Source organism: Pseudoalteromonas sp. SR45-4, from assembly GCF_014163535.1.
Taxonomy (GTDB): Bacteria; Pseudomonadota; Gammaproteobacteria; order Enterobacterales; family Alteromonadaceae; genus Pseudoalteromonas; species Pseudoalteromonas nigrifaciens.
In genome coordinates this window covers 21,824-42,052 of sequence record NZ_JACJDO010000019.1, presented here as the reverse complement: position 1 = coordinate 42,052, position 20,229 = coordinate 21,824, and the positions used below count along the sequence as shown (strand labels likewise).

Annotated in this window: 16 protein-coding genes; 3 read left to right on the top strand and 13 right to left on the bottom strand. The window is 40.9% G+C overall.

What is annotated here, in order from left to right:
- The first annotated feature begins 10 nt into the window (after positions 1-10).
- Positions 11-1,297, top strand: a complete 1,287-nt coding sequence (locus tag H5058_RS09910) for a leucine-rich repeat-containing protein kinase family protein (RefSeq protein WP_182677918.1) — start codon at positions 11-13, stop codon at positions 1,295-1,297.
- An 88-nt stretch (positions 1,298-1,385) separates the two neighbouring features.
- Here the strand turns inward: H5058_RS09910 and gap are convergent, their stop codons facing one another.
- The 5 genes from gap to glk all read right to left on the bottom strand — a co-directional run bounded on the left by gap (position 1,386) and on the right by glk (position 7,290).
- Positions 1,386-2,390, bottom strand: a complete 1,005-nt coding sequence (gene gap, locus H5058_RS09905) for a type I glyceraldehyde-3-phosphate dehydrogenase (protein WP_011328049.1) — start codon at positions 2,388-2,390, stop codon at positions 1,386-1,388.
- A complete protein-coding gene (eda, locus tag H5058_RS09900) occupies positions 2,387-3,019 on the bottom strand; it encodes a bifunctional 4-hydroxy-2-oxoglutarate aldolase/2-dehydro-3-deoxy-phosphogluconate aldolase (RefSeq protein ID WP_011328048.1) in 633 nt (210 codons plus the stop codon). Before eda ends, gap begins: the two co-directional genes overlap by 4 nt.
- 30 nt (positions 3,020-3,049) lie before the next feature.
- Positions 3,050-4,903 (bottom strand): phosphogluconate dehydratase, encoded by a 1,854-nt coding sequence (gene edd / locus H5058_RS09895; protein WP_182677916.1) that lies wholly within the window; start codon positions 4,901-4,903, stop codon positions 3,050-3,052.
- A 348-nt stretch (positions 4,904-5,251) separates the two neighbouring features.
- Complete coding sequence (locus tag H5058_RS09890; protein WP_182677914.1) at positions 5,252-6,265, bottom strand: LacI family DNA-binding transcriptional regulator; 1,014 nt, start codon at positions 6,263-6,265, stop codon at positions 5,252-5,254.
- Positions 6,266-6,291: 26 nt separating this feature from the next.
- A complete protein-coding gene (gene glk, locus H5058_RS09885; RefSeq protein WP_011328045.1) occupies positions 6,292-7,290 on the bottom strand; it encodes a glucokinase in 999 nt (332 codons plus the stop codon).
- Positions 7,291-7,748: 458 nt separating this feature from the next.
- Here glk and H5058_RS09880 point away from each other — a divergent pair, with 458 nt between their 5' ends.
- Positions 7,749-8,765, top strand: coding sequence for a LacI family DNA-binding transcriptional regulator (locus tag H5058_RS09880; RefSeq protein ID WP_179806613.1), 1,017 nt, complete (start codon positions 7,749-7,751; stop codon positions 8,763-8,765).
- Between the two features lie 293 nt (positions 8,766-9,058).
- On the top strand, positions 9,059-9,676 hold the full coding sequence (locus tag H5058_RS09875) for a trimeric intracellular cation channel family protein (RefSeq protein ID WP_182677912.1): 618 nt from the start codon (positions 9,059-9,061) through the stop codon (positions 9,674-9,676).
- A 16-nt stretch (positions 9,677-9,692) separates the two neighbouring features.
- Here the strand turns inward: H5058_RS09875 and H5058_RS09870 are convergent, their stop codons facing one another.
- The 8 genes from H5058_RS09870 to H5058_RS09835 form a co-directional block, all read right to left on the bottom strand.
- Positions 9,693-9,989 (bottom strand): hypothetical protein, encoded by a 297-nt coding sequence (locus H5058_RS09870; RefSeq protein ID WP_182677910.1) that lies wholly within the window; start codon positions 9,987-9,989, stop codon positions 9,693-9,695.
- Positions 9,990-10,472: 483 nt separating this feature from the next.
- Complete coding sequence (locus H5058_RS09865; RefSeq protein WP_011328041.1) at positions 10,473-10,790, bottom strand: hypothetical protein; 318 nt, start codon at positions 10,788-10,790, stop codon at positions 10,473-10,475.
- 143 nt (positions 10,791-10,933) lie between these two features.
- Positions 10,934-12,364 (bottom strand): serine protease, encoded by a 1,431-nt coding sequence (locus H5058_RS09860; protein ID WP_182677909.1) that lies wholly within the window; start codon positions 12,362-12,364, stop codon positions 10,934-10,936.
- Between the two features lie 143 nt (positions 12,365-12,507).
- Entirely contained in the window at positions 12,508-14,265 is a 1,758-nt protein-coding gene (locus H5058_RS09855; RefSeq protein WP_182677907.1) for a hypothetical protein, read from the bottom strand.
- A gap of 123 nt (positions 14,266-14,388) precedes the next feature.
- Positions 14,389-14,580, bottom strand: coding sequence for a hypothetical protein (locus H5058_RS09850; RefSeq protein ID WP_182677904.1), 192 nt, complete (start codon positions 14,578-14,580; stop codon positions 14,389-14,391).
- Between the two features lie 378 nt (positions 14,581-14,958).
- Positions 14,959-16,680: an alpha-amylase family glycosyl hydrolase gene (locus H5058_RS09845; protein WP_182677902.1), complete on the bottom strand. Its 1,722-nt coding sequence runs from the start codon at positions 16,678-16,680 to the stop codon at positions 14,959-14,961.
- Positions 16,681-16,851: 171 nt separating this feature from the next.
- The gene (locus H5058_RS09840; RefSeq protein ID WP_179806619.1) at positions 16,852-18,345 is read right to left on the bottom strand and encodes an MFS transporter; all 1,494 of its coding nucleotides are present in this window, start codon (positions 18,343-18,345) and stop codon (positions 16,852-16,854) included.
- Positions 18,335-20,206, bottom strand: coding sequence for an alpha-amylase family glycosyl hydrolase (locus H5058_RS09835; protein WP_182677900.1), 1,872 nt, complete (start codon positions 20,204-20,206; stop codon positions 18,335-18,337). The genes H5058_RS09840 and H5058_RS09835 overlap by 11 nt, the downstream gene beginning before the upstream one ends.
- Positions 20,207-20,229: the final 23 nt, after the last annotated feature.

The window sequence follows — 20,229 nt, the reverse complement described above, 5'->3', positions numbered from 1 at the left end:
TTAGTTAATTTTGAATACCCTTGAACAACTACGCAGCGGTGCTTTAAGCGGTGCTCGCCACTTACAATTGGTGGAAAGCCTCACTGATTTCCCAAAAGAAATTTTTACCCTTGCCGACACCCTAGAAGTACTCGACCTATCTAATAATAACCTGAGTGATTTACCCGCAGAGTTTGCCAGTTTAACCCGCCTTAAACGGGTGTTTTTATCGTTTAATCAGTTTAAGCATATTCCTGCTGTTTTAGCGCAATGCCCAGCACTTGTTATGATCGCGTTTAAAGGCAATCAAATTAGTGAGTTTGCCCAGCATAGCCTGCCGCTTACAACACAGTGGTTAATATTAACCGACAACCGTATTGAGCAATTACCCGCATCATTCGGCGAGCTTAAACAGCTGCGCAAACTTGCTTTAGCGGGTAACCGGTTACGCACTTTGCCAAGCAGTATGCAGCAGTGTACAAACTTAGAATTAGTGCGCTTATCTGCCAATAACTTAACGCACATAGATAACTGGTTATTTGAGTTACCAAAGCTTACTTGGCTGGCCTTTGCTGGTAACAGCTTTAATAAAGCCCAGTGCCTAACAAAAAGTAGTTTAGAGAATAAGCCACTGAGTGATTACACATTACAGCACGTTATTGGCCAAGGTGCCTCTGGGGTTATTCACCTTGCAAAAGCAGCAAATAAAGCGGTAGCTATTAAGCTGTTTAAAGGCGAAATAACCAGCGATGGTTATCCGCTTGATGAAGTTAATTGCTGCTTGCAGGCAAATGAACATGCCAATTTAATTAAGGTACTTGCCTATATAGAGCAAGGCAGCCAACTTGGTTTAGTAATGGAGCTAATAGATAATAGCTTTAGCAATTTAGGATTACCGCCAAGTTTACAAACGTGTACTCGCGACACCTTCGCAGATGGCTGTAATTATAGTAGCCAAGCTATTTATAAAATTGTGCAACAAATGGCCAGTACCCTACAACATTTGCATTCAAATAAAGTAAGCCATGGCGATGTATATGCGCATAACACTATGGTAAACCAAGACGCAGATGTACTATTTGGCGATTTTGGTGCAGCAACTAATTTAGCTATGTTGAGTGAGTATCAGCGCCAGCAAATGCAATTAATTGAAGTACGCGCGCTAGGTTGTTTAATTGATGATTTACTAAGTGTTTGCAGCGACAATAATGCAATAGCAGTTAAGCTTGCGCAACTAGCTAAGCAATGCATGACAACTGATATTTTACAGCGCCCCACACTTTCGCAGTTAAGCACACAGCTAACTACACAGTTATAAAGTAAAGTGTAGTAAATTTATAAATGGCACAAAAAAACCACGCAATGCGTGGTTTTTAACGTTATTTATATAACCTTAAACTCTAAAATTATAAAAACTTACCTAACGCTTTAACTTGATCTAACATGCGGTTTGAAAAACCCCATTCGTTATCGTACCAAGCCATAACTTTAACCAATTTACCATTCGCTCTGGTTTGTGTTGAATCAAACACACAAGACGCTGGGTTATGGTTAAAATCAATAGAAACAAGCGGCAGCTCATTATATTGTAAAATGTCTTTCATTGAGCCCGTTGACGCTTCTTTCATAATTGCATTAATTTCTTCAATGCTGGTATCGCGCTTCGCAATAAACGTAAAATCAACCAAAGAAACGTTAATTGTAGGCACACGTACCGACATACCATCTAACTTGCCTGCAAGTTCAGGTAGCACTAAACCAACAGCTGCAGCTGCGCCAGTTTTAGTTGGGATCATCGACTGCGTTGCACTGCGTGCACGGTATAGATCAGGATGATATACATCTGATAAGTTTTGATCGTTGGTATATGCATGAATAGTGGTCATGCTGCCTTGATCAATGCCTACCGTGTCGTTAATTGCTTTAGCAATCGGCGCTAAACAGTTAGTAGTACACGAAGCGTTTGAAATAATTTGGCTTTGTGCATTAAGTACTTCGCTGTTAACGCCATGCACTACGGTTGCATCCATATCTTTACCCGGTGCCGAAACAATTACTTTTTTAGCGCCAGCAGTAATATGCTTAGCGGCTGCTTCGCGCGAAGTAAACAAACCTGTACACTCTAAAACAATATCAACATCGAGTGCTTTCCACGGTAAATTTGCTGGATCGCGCTCTTGCGTTAAAGTAATAACATCGTCGCCAATTAGCATAGTGTTATCGGCTAGCGTTACTTTATGAGCAAATTGTCCGTGTACTGAGTCAAATTGCGTAAGATGAGCATTAACATTAGCTGGGGCTAAATCGTTAATTGCAACAATTTTAATCTCATTATTTTGTGCCGACTCGTAAAGTGCACGCAATACATTGCGACCTATACGGCCATAGCCATTAATTGCTACGTTAATCATTTTTGACTCCTATTTACTTCACAAGCTTGTCGAGCAAGCGCTTCAATAGCTTGCCAGTCTTTATTTTCAATTAGTTGTTTATCTAACATCCAGGTACCACCCACACAAATAACATTATTTAGTGCTAAGTAGTTAGGTGCAGTAGCGAGCGTTATGCCGCCCGTTGGGCAAAAAGTAATATCGGGTAATGGCCCACCGATTGATTTAAGCATGGCGGTTCCGCCTGCGGCTTCTGCCGGAAAAAACTTTAAATACTTAAAACCGTGCGACGCTAGTTTCATAACTTCGCTTGGCGTAGCAGCGCCTGGTAAAAACGGGATATCGCTCGTTTTTATCAGTTCAAGTAGCTCGTCACTAACCCCTGGGCTTACCATAAAGTCAGCGCCTGCAGCTACCGAAGCATCAAAGCTGGCTTTATCAACTACCGTACCTGTGCCTACATAGGCCTCAGGTACAGCTGCTTTCATTAGTTTTACCGCTTCTGCCGCAATGGGCGTGCGCAAAGTAATTTCCAGCGCTTTTAAGCCACCGTTATATAAGGCTCTAGCAAGTGGCGCTGCATCTTCTAATTTTTCGATTACCACTACTGGCACAACTGGCGCCGATGCTAATATTTTTTCAATACTCATTACGTGTTCCTCATTACCCACAATGGCTGACTATTCTTCAATTCCGAAAGCACTCGCACCTAAATCGGCGCTGCTTACGATATTTCTAAATCCGGTAAATAACTCTCGGCCTGTGCCAAAGGTTAAGCTTGGTAGGCTTAATTGCAGTTCACGTTTAGCAAGCTCTTCATCGCTAACATGTACTTTTAATATGCCGTTTGGTGCATCTAAAGTAACTAAATCACCTTCATGAATTTTAGCAATTATGCCGCCTTCAACTGCTTCTGGCGCTAAGTGAATCGCCGCAGGTACTTTACCCGATGCGCCCGACATACGACCGTCAGTTACAATAGCTACTTTAAAGCCTTGATCTTGTAGCGTTGCCATTACAGGTGTTAATTTATGTAGCTCTGGCATACCTTTAGCTTTAGGGCCTTGCTCTTTTAGCACTGCAATAAAGTCTTGGTTTAATTCGCCGCGGCTATAAGCATCTTGTAACTCACCTTGCGAGCTAAATACTTTAGCTGGGGCGGTAACTACTTGATGTTCAATTGCTACTGCCGATACTTTAATAACCGCTTTGCCTAAGTTGCCCGTAAGCAGTTGTAAACCACCTTGCTTACTAAACGGATTACTCACTGGGCGAAGTACATCTTCATCGTGTGAGTTATCAGGGCAAGCTACCCATTTAATTTTGCTTGGGCCGGTTGCATCACTCATTATTAAGCTGTTGTCTTTATCAAGACGCGGCTCGGTCATATAGGGTGCTAAACCATCGCCTAGCATAGTTTTAACGTCGGTATGTAAGTAGCCTGCGCTGGCAAGTTCACACATTAAAAAGCCCATACCACCGGCTGCTTGAAAATGATTTACATCAGCAGAGCCATTAGGGTAAATACGCGTTAATAGTGGAACCTCAGCTGATAAATCAGACATATCTTTCCACGTTATTTGAATACCTGCCGCTTTGGCAATAGCCACAATGTGAATGGCGTGGTTAGTAGAGCCACCGGTAGATAGCAAACCAACCAAACCATTTACTATAGTTTTTTCGCTGATCACATCCGCTAAACACGGGCTGTCTTTATCGTCGGTTAATTGCTTAAGCATGGTTTCTACCGCATTACCGGTTAAACCATCGCGAAGCTCTGTGTATGGGTTAATAAACGAGCTACCAGGAAGGTGTAAGCCCATTATTTCCATTAACATTTGATTTGAGTTAGCAGTACCGTAAAAAGTACAGGTACCAGCACTGTGGTAAGACGCGCTTTCGGCTTCTAGCAAGTCTTCGCGGCTGACTAAGCCTTGCGCAAACTTTTGACGAATACGGGCTTTTTCTTTATTTGGAATACCTGATTGCATTGGTCCTGCCGGTAAAAAGAACACCGGTAAATGACCAAACGACAGTGCACCAATTAATAACCCTGGGACTATTTTGTCGCATACGCCTAAACAAAAAACGCCATCAAACACATCGTGCGATAACGATATTGCCGTAGACATAGCAATTACATCGCGTGAAAAAAGTGATAATTCCATGCCGTCACGCCCTTGTGTAACGCCATCACACATTGCTGGTACGCCGCCTGCCACTTGAGCTGTAGCGTCGTATTTAGTAGCAATGCTTTTAATTAAATCTGGGTAATCTTTATAAGGCACATGTGCCGAAAGCATATCGTTATATGAGTTGATAATTGCAAGGTTTGGTTGCTCATCGGCTTTTAAACGTGCTTTGTCATCGGTGCTACACGCAGCCATAACGTGGGCAATATTACCGCAGCCTAATCCAGCACGAACTCTTGTTTGTTTTTTTGCGTGCGAAATGCGATCTAAATAAGCTTGGCGGGTTGCTTTACTGCGCGTAATGATACGTTCGGTGACTTCTTGAATTCGTGGATGCAACATAATTAAACTCAGCTCTATTCGTTAGAGGATAAAGGCTCAGTGGCAATTAAAGACTCCACGTAATTAATTGCACTGAGCATCTTTGGCTTACCCGTTCAAAGGTACCTTATCAGAGGGCCTCTCACAACCACCCTGACACCGGTGTCACTGTATTAACGCACGACCATGACACCGGTGTCAACCCTGTCTAATAAAAATAGTCACTTTTTTTAACATAGCCAACTATTTTTTATAAATAGACATTTAATAATGTTGTACAGCATCGTTATATTTAACAACAGCCAACAAAAAGCCCGAATATGCTTTGTGCACATTCGGGCTACTGTAAATATTCGTTTTAAGTTGAGTTTATTTAACCTGCGCCGTCGACTCGCGAGTAATTAAACGCGCCTCTAGGGTCACCTGATACGCAACCTCTTGTGGCTGAATAATATGAGCAATAAGCTGAGTAACCGCTTGTTTGGTCATTTCTTCAACTGGCTGCGCTATGGTAGTTAACCCAGGCCAAATATGGCGTGCTATAGGGGCGTTATCAAAGCCAGCAATTGAAATATCATCGGGCACACGTAAACTGCGTTGAGTTGCTAATTTAAGTACGGCGGCTGCCATGTAATCGTTTGAAGCAAATACTGCGGTTGGCCGTGGCGATAAATCTAAAATACTACGGGCACTGTCTACCCCTGAATGATAACTAAAGTTACCCTCTTCTACTAAACGCTCTTCAAATTCAATACCATGGCTTGCTAACGCCCGTCGGTAACCTTTAAAACGCTGTTCAGTGGCACTGTGATCGGGATGACCTTTAATAAAAGCAATTGATTTATGGCCCAGTGTAATTAAATGATCGGTTATTTCAAATGCCCCTTGCTCGTCATTGCTGCGCACCGAAATCGAATCATCTTCAAGTACTGCAGAGGCAACGCGTGCATAAGGTATTTTTTTCGATTTTAAAAAATCAACTAGTTCAGCAAAGTCCGAAAAAGGCGGCGTTAATACAATGCCATCTAAGCGTGATGACTGCAGTAACTGATCAATATTATTGATTAGTGCTTCACCGCGCAGCTCACAAGGATGAATTAATAAATTGTAATTGTTTTCTTGGCAGGCAGCCAATGCGCCTGTTTGCACGCGGGTAATATAACTTTTACTTGGATTATCGTAAATACAACCAATAATAAAACTGCGATTTTGAGCAAGACCACGGGCAATAGGATTAGGCGTATAATCAAGCTCTTTAAATACTTTAAGTACCTTTTCACGGGTAGCTGCACTTACATTTGGCTCGTTATTTAACACCCGAGAGACTGTTTTCTTAGAAACCCCCGCATAACTCGCTACACTATTTATGGTGACTTTTTTCATCTATTTACTTCCAAATACCAGCAGCATTATTCCTGCTTACTATTATGCAAACACGCCGCAGCGCCAATCAAAGGTATATTATCTTGGGTTACTAGCGTAACAGGAACTTGCCCGTTATATTGCGACATAATACCTTTTTGTGAAAAACGTTCAACAAAACGACTCTCTAACAAGCGCGATTGCATGCGTGGCAATATACCACCGCCAATAAATAAACCGCCCAACGCACCATAAGCTAATGCTAAATCGCCTGCGGCACTACCAAGCCAGTCACAAAACTGGTTTAGAGTTGCATCGCAAACCTCACACTCGCCGGTATTGGCTAAATTACTAATTTGCGCGGCATCTAAATGCTTAGCAGTAATACCTTTAACCGCCGCCATCGCTTTATATAAATGGGCAATACCCGGGCCTGAAAAAACAGTTTCTAAAGACACATGCGGATGTTCTTTGCGTAATTCTATAAGTAACTTTGCATCTAAATCGGTAACGGCAGCCAGCGATATATGCCCGCCTTCAGAGCTAAGCACCGCACTAGACTGCGCTGTTCTAACTAGGCAAGCTGCACCAAATCCTGTGCCTGGGCCCATAACTGCAATGTTTGAGTTTTCATCGGCTTGCCCTGCTTTAATAACCACATTTTGGTTACTATCTAAATAAGGGGCAGCGTAGGCAAATGCAGCAAAATCGTTAATAACTTCAAGCTGCAAAAAAGAAAAAGCCTGTTTAAACTCACTAACGCTAAAATGCCAACCTAAATTAGTAAGATGAACCTGCCCTGCTTTTATAGGGCCTGCCACCGCCAAACACGCGCGCACAGGTTTAATATGAGGCACAGTTGATAAATAATGGCGTGTTGCATTTTGTAACGAGCCAAAGTCGGCACTAGGAAAGGTATGATTATATTCTATAACAAATTCGTTTTTTGCTGCATCAAAGGCAGTAATTAGTGCAAACCGCGCATTGGTACCACCAATATCGGCAACTAAAATAGGATCAAATTGGGCAGAAGAGTGTAAGCTCATAGTGTTATCTCTTTTGTATAATACTAATCTTATTAAAAACAATGAACATTTTAACTAATTAAATAACTTACTCACTGCGTTAAAAACAATTCATATAAAACAACTTATATGATTACTTTCGCCTTGTGGTTAAACCATTTTTTTGCGTTTTAATAGTCCACTCTTTAATGCGATTAGTATAAGCGATTCATGCTTATTATTTTACAACGGGTAACCCATTGTTCTTTTTATTACTTTAGGCTATCACCCCAAAGCAGCTATCACAGTAAAAAAATGCTGCCTATAAAAATATAGGCAGCCAATACGTTTTGACAACAAAATGATAAAACGCCCTCATTATGACACCGGTGTCATGGGTAGATCAACTAAAAAAGTGCTTAATTGATAAATTAGCTTGAAATAAATCATTAATAAACGAGAATGGCTGCATTATTCTCTTTGTTATTTAAGTAGTGCTCATGAAAGGTAAAGCAACGTCATTTGATATAGCCCATTATGCTGGAGTGTCGCAATCAACTGTATCTCGTGCTTTACGTAACAGCCCCTTGGTAAACGAAGAGACCCGTAAGCGCGTTTTCGATATAGCTAAAAAACTCAACTATAAAGTAGACAAAAACGCCAGCAATTTACGCACCCAACAAAGTAGCACCTTAGCGCTATTATTGTTTGAAGATCCAACCTCTGATGAATCACAAATTAACCCGTTTTTTTTAGCCATGCTAGGCAGTATTACCCGCGCTTGTGCTAAAGAAGGTTACGATTTACTGGTGTCGTTTCAATCGGCCAGTGCCGATTGGCAAGCCGACTACGAAGATAGTCACCGCGCCGATGGTATTATTTTACTCGGTTATGGTGATTACTTAGATTATCAACCTAAATTTAACACCCTGCTTGAGCAAAACACCAAGTTTGTTTGTTGGGGTGCAACGGTCGACAATCGCCCCGATCTGACTGTGTGCTGCGACAATTATGGTGGCGGAAAACTAGCTGCAGCGCATTTAATTGCGCGCAACAGAACCGACTGCGCGTTTATAGGCGACGCATCGGATCATAGCCCTGAGTTTTTTGCCCGTTTTCAAGGTTTTAAAGATGAACTAAGCGCTAATAACGTAACCTTAAACGAACGTAAAACAGCAAATGCAATATCGACTGAAGAGTCGGGGTATCATGCCACTCGCTCACTAATAGCCAATAACATAAAATTTAATGCACTCTTTGCAGCCAGCGATTTAATAGCCATTGGTGCAATACGCGCACTCAAAGAAGCCGGTATTAGCGTACCAAAAGATGTTGCCGTAATAGGTTTCGATAACATCGCCATTGCCAGCTATACCAACCCACCTTTAACCACGGTAGAACAAAACACCACAGTAGCCGGACAAATGTTGGTAGAAAATCTATTAAAACTAATTCGAGGCGAAGCAGTACAAAGTACCCTACTCCCTCCAATATTAATTGCCCGAGGCTCAAGTTAACAGCCTGCATTACCTTGCTTTTAAATACCACCCAACAATATAAAGTGGCTCTAGGGCAATAACGGCTTAAAATTCAAAGTAACTTATTTTATTGTTTGCGGCCTATTGTCCTTCACCTTTTACAACCAACCCAAAGGTTTACCCCAATTTAACAGCCTATTTACGCATAAGTTTCGTATTAGTTTTTCTTATCTGAAGTAAGCGTTTTTAGCGTGATTTCTCACTCGTTATTTTGCTATTTTATCTATACAATAACGCCTTTATTATAAGTGTAAATTTCAAGTGACTATCTCATGCTATTAAGTATTGTTTTTATTATTGGTATTACAGCAGAAGCCATGACCGGAGCGCTAAGCGCTGGCCGAATGAAAATGGACTGGTTTGGCGTTAGCTTGGTAGCCAGTGCCACCGCCATAGGTGGTGGTAGCGTTCGAGATATTTTACTTGGTAACTACCCGCTTACGTGGGTGCAACATCCAGAATATTTATTAATTACCTGTATGGCCGGCATTATCACCACTTGGTTGGCTAAATGGGTAGTTAAGTTTAAAGGCATATTTATGCGCTTAGATGCCCTTGGCCTAGCTGCTTTTAGTATTATTGGCTGCCAAGTTGGGCTAAATATGGGTTTACACTATGGTATTTGCGTGGTTGCAGCCATAGTTACTGGCGTATTTGGTGGTTTGTTACGTGATTTAACATGTCGTCAAGCGCCATTGGTATTACACCACGAGCTGTATGCCAGCGTTTCACTTATTGTGGCGTGTTTATACCTAGTACTGCATCACTATAATATTGATGACAATATAAGTATTATTGTTAGCTTAGTTACAGGGTACTTAATACGTATGGCATCGGTACGCTTTAAATGGCGCTTACCTGTGTTTAGTTTATTAGAACCCGCTAAGTAACTAATATTGCATGTTATTATGTGAAAGCTAACTTAATAATGGCACCACTATAAAGTAAGGTGATTAGCAGCCCAATTGCTAAAGTAACTTTAGCTTTCATTGTTTGCTTTGGCTTTTGCGTAAATACAAAAACAGTTCTATACAACGTACTAGGCACTATAAGCAACATGCTAAGTAACGCAGGAAGTACCCCCATAATAAAACCAAAACCGAATCCTGAATTTTCTACTTGAGAATATAAAGCTACAAACCCAAACCAGGCGATAGCTATTAAAAAGAAAACAGCTCCGAGTGAAATATAAAAAAGTGCCATTATTAAAAATCCCTTTTCACATAACGAGCCTGTAGATAAACTCGTTTTTTATTTGTTTTTATTGATAAACAAACCATAGCCGAGTTCCTATTTTGGTTCAATTTATTACGTTATTTTATGCAGAATATAAAGTGAGAGCTAGGTATTGTTTTAATTGGTTGTTTTAATTGGTGTTTTAATTGGCTTTTTTAAAGCTCCCCCTCATTTTCATGAGGCTAGCTGTTGAGAGAACTGGCTTTTTATTAGTTATCCGTTTTGGGCTAAAGCGTATTATGAGCAACAAAAAGCCAAGGGCAAGCCACATAAAAGCATTATTAAATCGCTGGCATTTAAATGGATAAGGATTGTATTTAGGTGTTGCAAAACGAATACACCCTACGATGAATCGACGTATTTAGCAGCATTAAAACGCAGAGGCTCACCACTAGTAAAATTTGCAATTAATAGCTAAATTTTACTAGTCGTCCACCTCAGGGCGTGTTGTTAGGTATACTTTAACTGCACTATTTTTTTAAGGCGCCTTTTAATCAATCTTTGTTCACAATAAAGTCCAATAAAACCGCCAACACCAAAAGAAACAATAACTAGCATCCAATATAAAGGACTGGTAAATGATTGAATACCAGAGATATAAAGATATAGGTTAAACGGGAGAATAAAGAGCAAACCTCCTAAGACTTTAATAAACTCTCTAAGAAGTTCAGTATCAGATTTCGCTTCATCAACATATGAGATAATAATTTCATTTGGGGTATCTTTCAGTTTAGGAAATACCTTTTGTAACCAATTTAAATAATTCAATTATGCACCCTTGTTTGCTTGTATACCTAACGCCGCAATAAACGGCGCATAGGTTGGCGATGTTTTTGCTGTTTTTTTGTGTTTAGCAAAAACCGCGACAGCCGTACTGCGTCCGATTTAATTGCTTTGTTAAGTGCCTTTATTCATATTTTCATAGATAGAAGCTGAAACCTTATATCTTGGCATTCTTGGGACTGAATATTATATGTAAAGTTAACTCTGTAGAATGGTCGAGCACAGTGATCATAATATACGTTATCCTCATCCAATTCTTGATTGTGAAGACTAGCTATAGAGGTAATTGCAGCCTCATGATATGTGTGCTCAACTTTAGCAATTTGTAATCTAACAAATACAATTCTCATATCAAAGAAAGCATCAACACCCACATTTCCATCATCTAACAATGAAACAGACTGGATAAGTAAATCTTCTAGACCTTCCATAATATAAGCATCAAAACACTTAAATAACTTTAACGTTTCTGTATATTCTTTTTGTATCAGAGATCTATCAAAAATACTTTTATCTACTTCAGATAAATAATTAAGACCTTTTTCTTCAAGAAACTCTTCAAAATTATCGTATGCAAAATCAGAAAACTCATAATCTTCACTTGGAAGCTCAACACCAGCAGACTTTAAGACTGATAACATTGACTCTGAACTCTGCTCTGGAAACTTAACACGAAAAGCGCCATCCTTATCAAATCGGGCCTTTCCTAATAGCCTAGCACCTTGCCCATTTGAAGATGTCTGGATACCAGCTACATTTTCTGGCCAATGATTTTCTGGCCATGGTGAATGTACTGTTGATAGTAGTGATGTCCAGACTAGAGAAACGTATGTAGGGCCTTTAGAATCAACTTGGCCTTCTAAACAAGAGGAAATAACACCAACCACTCTTCCTTCTGCATTAAACACTGGCCCTCCACTCATACCGCCTAACGCTTGCATGGCAACTTCTATACACGGTCCATTAATATGGGAGCCCCTGCCTTCTAAATATTGCTCAGTTACGAGTCCAGAAGTTATGAAGAATGATATAGTGGGTACACCATCATTAGATGTTTCTCGATAGCCAGTAGCCCAGAGTCGTTCTCCGATTTTAGGTACGGATGCTTCAATGGGAGCAAATAAATAATCATTTTTATCAGTGAATTTTGAAAGTGGGGAATACGATAAAATACCAACATCACTATATTTGGCCTCTGGCTTTTGAAAAGGAATTAATTCAATTGATATTTTTTCTTGAGCCGAGAAGTCTTCTGGCGTCCAAATTCTCATGTTGCTATCACTAGGAAACGTAAATAGTAACGCATGCTTCTTTTCAGTTTCTTCAATAACATGAGTCGCGGTAAGACAAAGTCCTGGTGCAATCATGATACCACTACCTATAATGGATTGTTGTTGACTGTCTATAAACCCAATTGCAACTATTAACCCTTGAAGCCTCCACAACTCCTCTTCACCAATTCCATCAATTGGATGAAACTCTGGACGTATCCATTTACAAGCTCTATCTAAAACATTGCTTTCAGGACGTTCAATCATTGTTTGAAATGAGTTTTTCAAGCTTACCTCTAATAGTATTAATTTCTATGATGTACAGCTGTAGCATAGAGTAGGCACTTAACGCCGCGCTCTGCGGCAATTTTGGAGCGCAGCGGAAAAATTGTCCGACAGCAGCGCCTTGTTATGCCAACTTGCGAGACTCATCATTTTTGGGGCTTTTCAAACATCATCTTACCAATCCACCAAATTGACTGCCCAACATTGGAAATCAATTGTTGCCCTTGCCTTAAAAACGAATTTTCATTGTCAATTCCGGCAAGCTCTAAGGCTTCTCCAATCTTTGAACTGGTCGGGTGTGCATCACCTACTCGCATATCATAAGCACCTACAATTGGCCCAAAGACTTTACGAGCAGTATCATCGCCAACTTTCTGGGATAGTATGTCTTGTAATAGTTTGTTTGAGCCAAGTTTATCCTTATTCGCATGTGTTGATAACGTGCGCAAATCTTTGACATTTAGCCGGTCGGAGAAAACGCGCACAATCTCTTTTGCTAGTCTAAGCAATGACGCCTGATCTTTACTTTCGAATCTAGATATTTTCTTTAAGGCTTCTACACGGTCTAAATCATGTGAGAATAGAGAAACGTTAAACTCTTGTTTAAATCCATTCTCAAGCATACTCATCACTTCAAAAAGCAACTCTTCAGTTGCATGTGTGGATGCTGGTTGAGCTTTCACTTGAGAATCTAACAATTCACTGGAAACCTTGCCCTCTGGGACTACATTATGGGCAGCCCATAAGTTCTGTTCCCATGAAGGAAGACGGGCTATGTCATAAGCATATACTGTAATGAAATCCTCTGAGTTTATTCCAAAGTGAATTCTATAACCAGAAGTGGAGTGAATAGCGCCTGTTTCGGCTGTATACCATTCAAGTGAGAAGCCTCGAAGCCCCAACAGTTCATTTACAATATTTGACCGAAACCATAACCATCTTCCAACGTCTTCATTGTTTAGCTCAGATGACGCAATACGCGTACTATCTGTTTCGACTATGAATTGAGGTAAATTTGTATCAGCATCCCCTCTAACGCGTTTGCTTATACCTTGGTGGTCAATCCACTCATCCCGCCAAAACTCTCCTTCTACCCGTACACCATTAAAACCAGACTTGTTTCCCTCAGAGCTTTCATAATCAGTATTTTCGTTTGTTTCAGGCCCCATTACAGGTGCATCTTCTTCTTCATCTACATCAGTGCGCCAAGTACGAAACATTGCCCAGCTCCCACCAAATACATCATTTATACTGCGAACAAGCAGTTCATAGCGACCGCCATCCCTCTCTTCTTGGTGGTCTTCTAGGCCTGCATATTCGCTATCTTCCAGTGTTGGTACGTTTTCGACTCTTTGCCGATAGTACGATAACCTTAGAGATAAATTTCTAGCCGCTAAATAGTCGAGAAGAAACTCCCTCTTAATTTCAATCAGCTGTGGCTCACCTTTTTCATCCAGAACTTCTCGAGCTACAACTACAAAATTTTCTTCTGGCCTTACCCAATTCAGCCCCTCTTTAATTAGGCGAAGCGCAGAAACAAGGTCAGGGGTCAATATCCATTGCCGTCCTCCGACAACAGGTTGCGATAGTTCAAGGACGAGATGAACTCCGATAGGCTCTTTATCGTTATATTGATACTCATCTATGGTTGAGTAGTAGCCATCATCGTATGCATATGGGCCGATATTTGAACCAATCCCGATATCACTCCAACTTAGTTTTTCAGCAACATCTCGATGATCAGGAGAAAATGCAACCGATCCACATCCAAAAAACTCGTTGGTAAAGCCTATTTTTTTTACATTTCCTTTCTCGCTATCAATAGACGCTCTCAAAGGCACCCAAGTTGATTTTGAAAAAGTTCGACGAGTTTCTTTTTTCTGTAGAATCCAATCTTGACTCATAAGTGAGAAACTTCCTTAGGCATAACGCCTACTTAAGCGGAAAAATATAGTTGGCTAAAATGTTGAACGGAGTGAAAACAGCCAACTGTATTTTTTCCGTTTGAAGTTCTTGTTAGTAGTATTTTAATCCACTGAACTTTCTTTCGTTGTTGTACGTTTTTTGATTATACTCAAGGATAAAAACACTATAGCAGAAATTAAAAACACTCCTGAGCCAATAAAGTCTTGTTCAAAAACGTTGTAGATTAAACCTAAAAACATAATAAAAGATGCAATTAAATAATTATTAGATTTAGATGATGAATCGTTTTTCATTGACACTTCCCTTTGATTGATAATGGATATTTGCTGATACTACTAACAGCTTATTGAACACCACTATGGGGGTTTATAACCCCCCAAAACGGCGTATATTACATAGCTCAATAGTTGCACCAAACAACTCCAATGTAAACAAGTGATTACGTGTGTTATAAAATTGTCTTTGTTAAAATATCCCAAAACGACTTTTAATAATGTTATAGGGCAAAATGCAAGTAAGTGCTTATATGCACAGCTTTACTTTAATGTGATCTGATGTGTGACTTTGTGAAACTTCCCTTTAAATCGTGTTTCTACAAAGGGTAACGGGGGGACTGTGCGTAGTAACAAATAGGGGCTAACGCATGTTAACCCCTATAATAAGTATGCTATTTACAGTGTGTTATTTAGTAACAATAAACCGTAAGCGGCAAGTTGATCGCCATTGAGATCGTGCTGCCAACTGGCTGTTAAACCGTCGCGTGTAATACTGCTGATGCTTTGAGCTTTATCGGTTAGGTTAAGTACAAAAACACTTTTGCTGCCGTTTAACTCTCGCGTTACTTCTACTATGCCATTGTCGTGCTGCGTTAGCTGGTAACTGCCGTTAATAGTAAACTCTGGGCGCTGCTTTTTCATTGCGATTAAGTGCTGATATAAACGCCAAACAGAATTTGGTTGTGCTTGCTGCGCTGCAACACTACGATCGCCTGCTGCTAGTTGCTTAGCAAGAAACTCTGGCCACCAGTTTGCAAAATCATCACCAAATAATGCCGTTTCTTCAACCCAACTATTGTCACTTTGCGTAAAGCCCGCTTGATGACTATTGTCCCATTGCATGGGCGCACGTTTATAAACATCGTCACCGATGCGCTGCTGCGTTAAGCCTATTTCTTCACCGTAGTAAATATACGGTGTACCTGGTGAGCTAAATAACATGGCCGCAGCTAGTTTTGCTTTACCATCGTGCTCTTTAAGTTGATAAGCAACACGTTCTTGATCGTGATTAGTTAAAAACGGTGTAAAAAAGTGCAGTGGTACTTGTGAGTCTTTACGTTGTTGTAGGTTTTCATCAAGGATGAGTGCATTTTTACCTTTGTGCTGCTCATTAGATGGCATAGTACCAAAGAGCACATCTGTGTCGGTATCGGTTTTAAGTAAGCTCAAAATTTTATAGCCTACTTCAAAGTCAAAGCCTTGATCTAGCCCCTTACCTTCCCCATAGTACTTTGCGGCAATAGGAAGGTCGGCCCATGCTTCGCCTACTAGGTAAGCTTGTGGATTTACACTTTTTATATATTGATTAAAGTCTTGCCAATATTCTATCGTTTCTTGGGTGTCGGCTTGTGCATTTGCACCGCCTTCCATAGCAAAGCGTACTGCATCAAGCCTAAATCCTGCTACGCCTTTGTCGAGCCAAAACTTTGCCATTTTTTTCATTTCATTAGCCACATCTGGGTGGCGTAAATTTAAATCGGGTTGGCTTGCACCAAATGCACCATAATAATATTGCTTACGCGTTTCACTCCAATGCCATACGGCTTCTGGCTTGTCGTTATCGCTCCAAGCATGCCCCCAACCACTGCCTGCTTTAGGCATATCGTCACGCCATACAAAATAGTCGCTAAATGGCGCTTGTTGTTTTTCAGATTGTTGAAACCAATCATGCTGACTAGATATATGATTGATCACTAAATCTAGTATAACTTTCATACCTTTGTCATCAGCCGCTTTTATAAACGCTTCAAACTCAGCCATGCTGCCATAGTCACTTTCAACTTTATAAAACTCTGTAAAGTCATAGCCATGATAAGAAGGCGCTTCGAAAATAGGCGTTAACCACAGTGCATTTACACCTAACTCTTCTAGGTATGGGAGTTTTGCGGTCATGCCATTAAAGTCGCCATGACCATCGTTATTGCTGTCGTAAAAGCTGCGCGGCCAAATTTGATAAAATATGGCAGTTTGCCACCAATCTGCTGGCTGTTCTACTGCTTTAGTTTGCGCAGTAGTTACTGCGTTATTAGTGTTAGTATTTGTTGATGGCGCTGGCGCTGGCTTACAACCAGTTAATGTTAGTGCCAGTGCTAATGCACTCAAGGTAAAGGTTTTCATTTTATCCCCTTTGTTTTTGTTGTTTATGCTAATTGCTGTATCCCATTCAATTAAAGTGCAACTGTAATATGTTGCGAATGGTTTTAGCCTAATGGTTAGTTATTTTGCTGCCTCTGCCCTTGCCTTAAAAATGCAATGGTAGAGGCAGTAATTTGCTTTTATTTATAAAAATTAAGATTGTTTAACGCGCAATACGGCAACGGCTGCCAGTAAAAACGACACCGCGCCTATTAACAAAGCGTATATTGGTTGATTCTCAAAAAAGTGGCGTAATATAAGCCCTAAAATGCTGGCGGCTAACAGCTGGGGTATAACAATAAAAAAGTTAAATATGCCCATATAAACACCCATTTTACTGCTCGGCACCGAGGTACTTAACATGGCGTATGGCAGTGATAAAATAGACGCCCACGCAAAGCCAATACCTATCATTGGCCAAATAAGTAAGGTGGGATCTTTAATAACAATAAAGCTGGCTAAGCCCAGCGCGCCTAAAATTAGGTTAAAACAATGGGCGAGCTTTAAACCAACGCGCTTAACTATTATCGGAATACATATTGCAGCAAGTGCTGCAAAGCCGTTATACGCGGCAAATAATATACCTACCCAGTCAGCGCCGTTGTTATAAGCTGGGGAACTGGTGTCGCTGCTGCCGTAATGAAAACCCGTTACCGCTGAAGTGGTATAAATCCACATTGCAAATAACGAAAACCAGCTAAAAAACTGCACCCACGCCAGCTGCTTCATGGCTTCGGGCATAGTAAATACGTCGTTTAATACCTGATAAAAACCGCCCGATGTAAGTTGTTTAGTTTGCAAGGCTGCCGCTATAAACTGAACAACCCCAAAACTCACTAAACCACCAGCCAATAAATACAGTTCTTTTTCTAAATTTAAGGCGCTTACCAAGGCTAAAACGGCTAAGCCTAAAACACTAAATATTATGCCCCCTTTGCTAAAGTTAATATTAGCTGTTGGTTGGCTTTGAGAAGCAGGCTCTTCTTGTTGATTAAATGCAGCGAGTTGCTCTGGCGAGTATTCTTTGGTGGTTAGAATACTCCAACCTACAGCAACCAGTAAAATTACCGCGCCAAAGTAAAACGAATATTTTACTGAATCAGGAATTTGCCCAGCCGGTGCAGTATTGGCAATACCAAACCAGTTAGCCATCATCCATGGTAGTGCTGATGCAACTACAGCGCCAATGCCGATAAAAAAGCTTTGCATGGCATAACCTGTTGCACGCTGTTTTTTAGGTAGGTTGTCGCCAACTAAAGCACGAAACGGTTCCATAGTAACGTTAATTGACGCATCCATAATCCACAACATACCGGCAGCAACCCACAGCGTTGGTGAGTTAGGCATTATAAATAACGACAGTGTAGTTAAAATTGCACCATATAAAAAAAACGGACGGCGGCGACCTAACTTACCCCAGGTTTTATCACTCCAGTAACCAATAATAGGCTGTACAATTAACCCCGTTAGCGGAGCGGCTACCCATAAAATAGGTATATCATCAATGTCGGCACCAAGCGTTTGAAATATACGACTAACGTTACCGTTTTGCAGGGCAAACCCAAATTGAATCCCTAAAAAACCAAAACACATGTTCCATATTTGCCAAAAGCTTAGGTCAGGTTTATTGCTATTATTATTGTTCATTATTTACCTTATTGGTTAATACCGCGCTACTTAGTGCATTAAGGGTAAGTGTAAAACTTGCACCTTGATCGTTATTGCTCACTAACACACCGCTATGTGTTTCGAGTAAATCGTGTAACGCTGAATTTGCGCCTATATTTGCAGTTGTTTGGCTATTTAAGTTAATAGTGATTGTTTGTTGTTGCTCGCTAAAGTTGCTTAGTACCAAAATAACTTGGCGACCTAAACTACGTGAAAACGCAACAACCCTGTCGCTACCCTGTACGTTTAAAGCGTGCATATCACCGCCCACTACCGCAGGTAAGTTATTTAACGCCATTATGGCTTTGTAGTATTTTTGTAAGCTAGCTTGCTCAGGTGTTAAATTAGCACCATCGAACTGGCCGTTATTCATCCACGCTTGATGCGCAGGAACGCCAATATAATCAAAAATACTGGTACGGGTTGGCGTGCCAAACCCGGCGTTTTCAGAGCCATCTTCGCCTACATCTTGGCCAAAATATAACAAGCTAGGCGAGCGGCTAATTAACGTAGATACCACCATGGCTGGTTTGCCCCATAGCGCGTTACCTGCAAAATCGGGGCTGGCAATACGTTGCTCGTCGTGGTTTTCTAAAAAGTGCAGCATGTGCTGTTCTATATCGGCAACTTGCTGTTGTGCATCAAAAATAGTGCTCGCAGCTTGCTTATTTTGCATAATAGCTTTTAGCGTGTCGTAAAAACCCACCTTGTCGTATAAGTAATCCATTTTGCCCTGATGAATATAACCTCGGTACATTTTTGGGTTATATACTTCGGCAAGTAAAAAGGCATTAGGGTTTTGCATTTTGATTGCCGAATTTAAAAAGCTCCAAAATTCAACTGGCACCATTTCGGCCATGTCATAGCGAAAGCCATCTACGCCTTTATCTAACCAAAATAGTGCAATATCGCGAAATTTATACCAGCTGTTAGGTAGGTTTTTGTCTTGCCAAAATTCATAGTGCGCTCGGGCATCTTTAGTTGCAAAGCTTGCAGGTAGGGTTGGAAAGTCATAACTGCCATCGGGTTTAACCCCGTAGTTTACTTTTACAGTTTCGTACCAGTCGTTTATATCGGGCTTGGCTGCACGCGCGCCGTTTCCTGTCCATTTAGCAGGGCTTTCGTTAAACAAGCCATCGGCTAATGGGTGTGCATCTCCTCCTAAAACTTGGTATTGATCAGAGCTAGGTACTTGAAACGACTGCCCTGGCACATAATAAAAGTTATTATCACGCGCATATTCTTTGCTGGTATCGTCTTGCTCGCCAAAGTCTTTTACACCAGCAGGCCTAGCAATTGAATGATAGTTACGCGCCACATGGTTTGGCACAATATCAATAACCACTTTCATACCATGTTGATGAGTGCGCTCAATAAGTGCAGAAAACTCCACTAAGCGACGCTCTGGGTTTACTGCAAGATCTGGGTTTACATCGTAGTAATCTTTTATTGCATAAGGCGAACCCGCACGGCCTTTAACTACATCAGGGTCGTCTTGTTTTATCCCGTATTGGCTATAATCGCCCACCAGCGCATGATGCAACACGCCGGTATACCAAACATGGGTGGTGCCTAAATCTTTAATGCCTTGCAATGCGGCGTCATTAAAGTCGGCAAATTTGCCAACCCCATTTTGCTCCTTAGTGCCCCAAGGTACATTCACCGTTTGGGTGTTACCAAACAAACGAGTGAATACTTGGTATACAACTGGTTTGCTGATCTCATCTGCAGATTTAGTTAATTGCTCATTAACCTGATTAGCTTGTGTTTCGCTATCTGAGCAGCCTGTTAGGTAAATGCTGCTGGCTAAAAACAAAGGGCTATATTTAATTATCTTCATTATTGTCATAGTCTACTCTACTA

Coding starts and splice junctions, on each gene's coding strand:
- gap (WP_011328049.1), bottom strand. CDS start 2,390: ATGATTAACGTAGCAATTAATGGCTATGGCCGTATAGGTCGCAATGTA.
- eda (WP_011328048.1), bottom strand. CDS start 3,019: ATGAGTATTGAAAAAATATTAGCATCGGCGCCAGTTGTGCCAGTAGTG.
- edd (WP_182677916.1), bottom strand. CDS start 4,903: ATGTTGCATCCACGAATTCAAGAAGTCACCGAACGTATCATTACGCGC.
- H5058_RS09890 (WP_182677914.1), bottom strand. CDS start 6,265: ATGAAAAAAGTCACCATAAATAGTGTAGCGAGTTATGCGGGGGTTTCT.
- glk (WP_011328045.1), bottom strand. CDS start 7,290: ATGAGCTTACACTCTTCTGCCCAATTTGATCCTATTTTAGTTGCCGAT.
- H5058_RS09880 (WP_179806613.1), top strand. CDS start 7,749: ATGAAAGGTAAAGCAACGTCATTTGATATAGCCCATTATGCTGGAGTG.
- H5058_RS09875 (WP_182677912.1), top strand. CDS start 9,059: ATGCTATTAAGTATTGTTTTTATTATTGGTATTACAGCAGAAGCCATG.
- H5058_RS09870 (WP_182677910.1), bottom strand. CDS start 9,989: ATGGCACTTTTTTATATTTCACTCGGAGCTGTTTTCTTTTTAATAGCT.
- H5058_RS09855 (WP_182677907.1), bottom strand. CDS start 14,265: ATGAGTCAAGATTGGATTCTACAGAAAAAAGAAACTCGTCGAACTTTT.
- H5058_RS09850 (WP_182677904.1), bottom strand. CDS start 14,580: ATGAAAAACGATTCATCATCTAAATCTAATAATTATTTAATTGCATCT.
- H5058_RS09845 (WP_182677902.1), bottom strand. CDS start 16,680: ATGAAAACCTTTACCTTGAGTGCATTAGCACTGGCACTAACATTAACT.
- H5058_RS09840 (WP_179806619.1), bottom strand. CDS start 18,345: ATGAACAATAATAATAGCAATAAACCTGACCTAAGCTTTTGGCAAATA.
- H5058_RS09835 (WP_182677900.1), bottom strand. CDS start 20,206: ATGAAGATAATTAAATATAGCCCTTTGTTTTTAGCCAGCAGCATTTAC.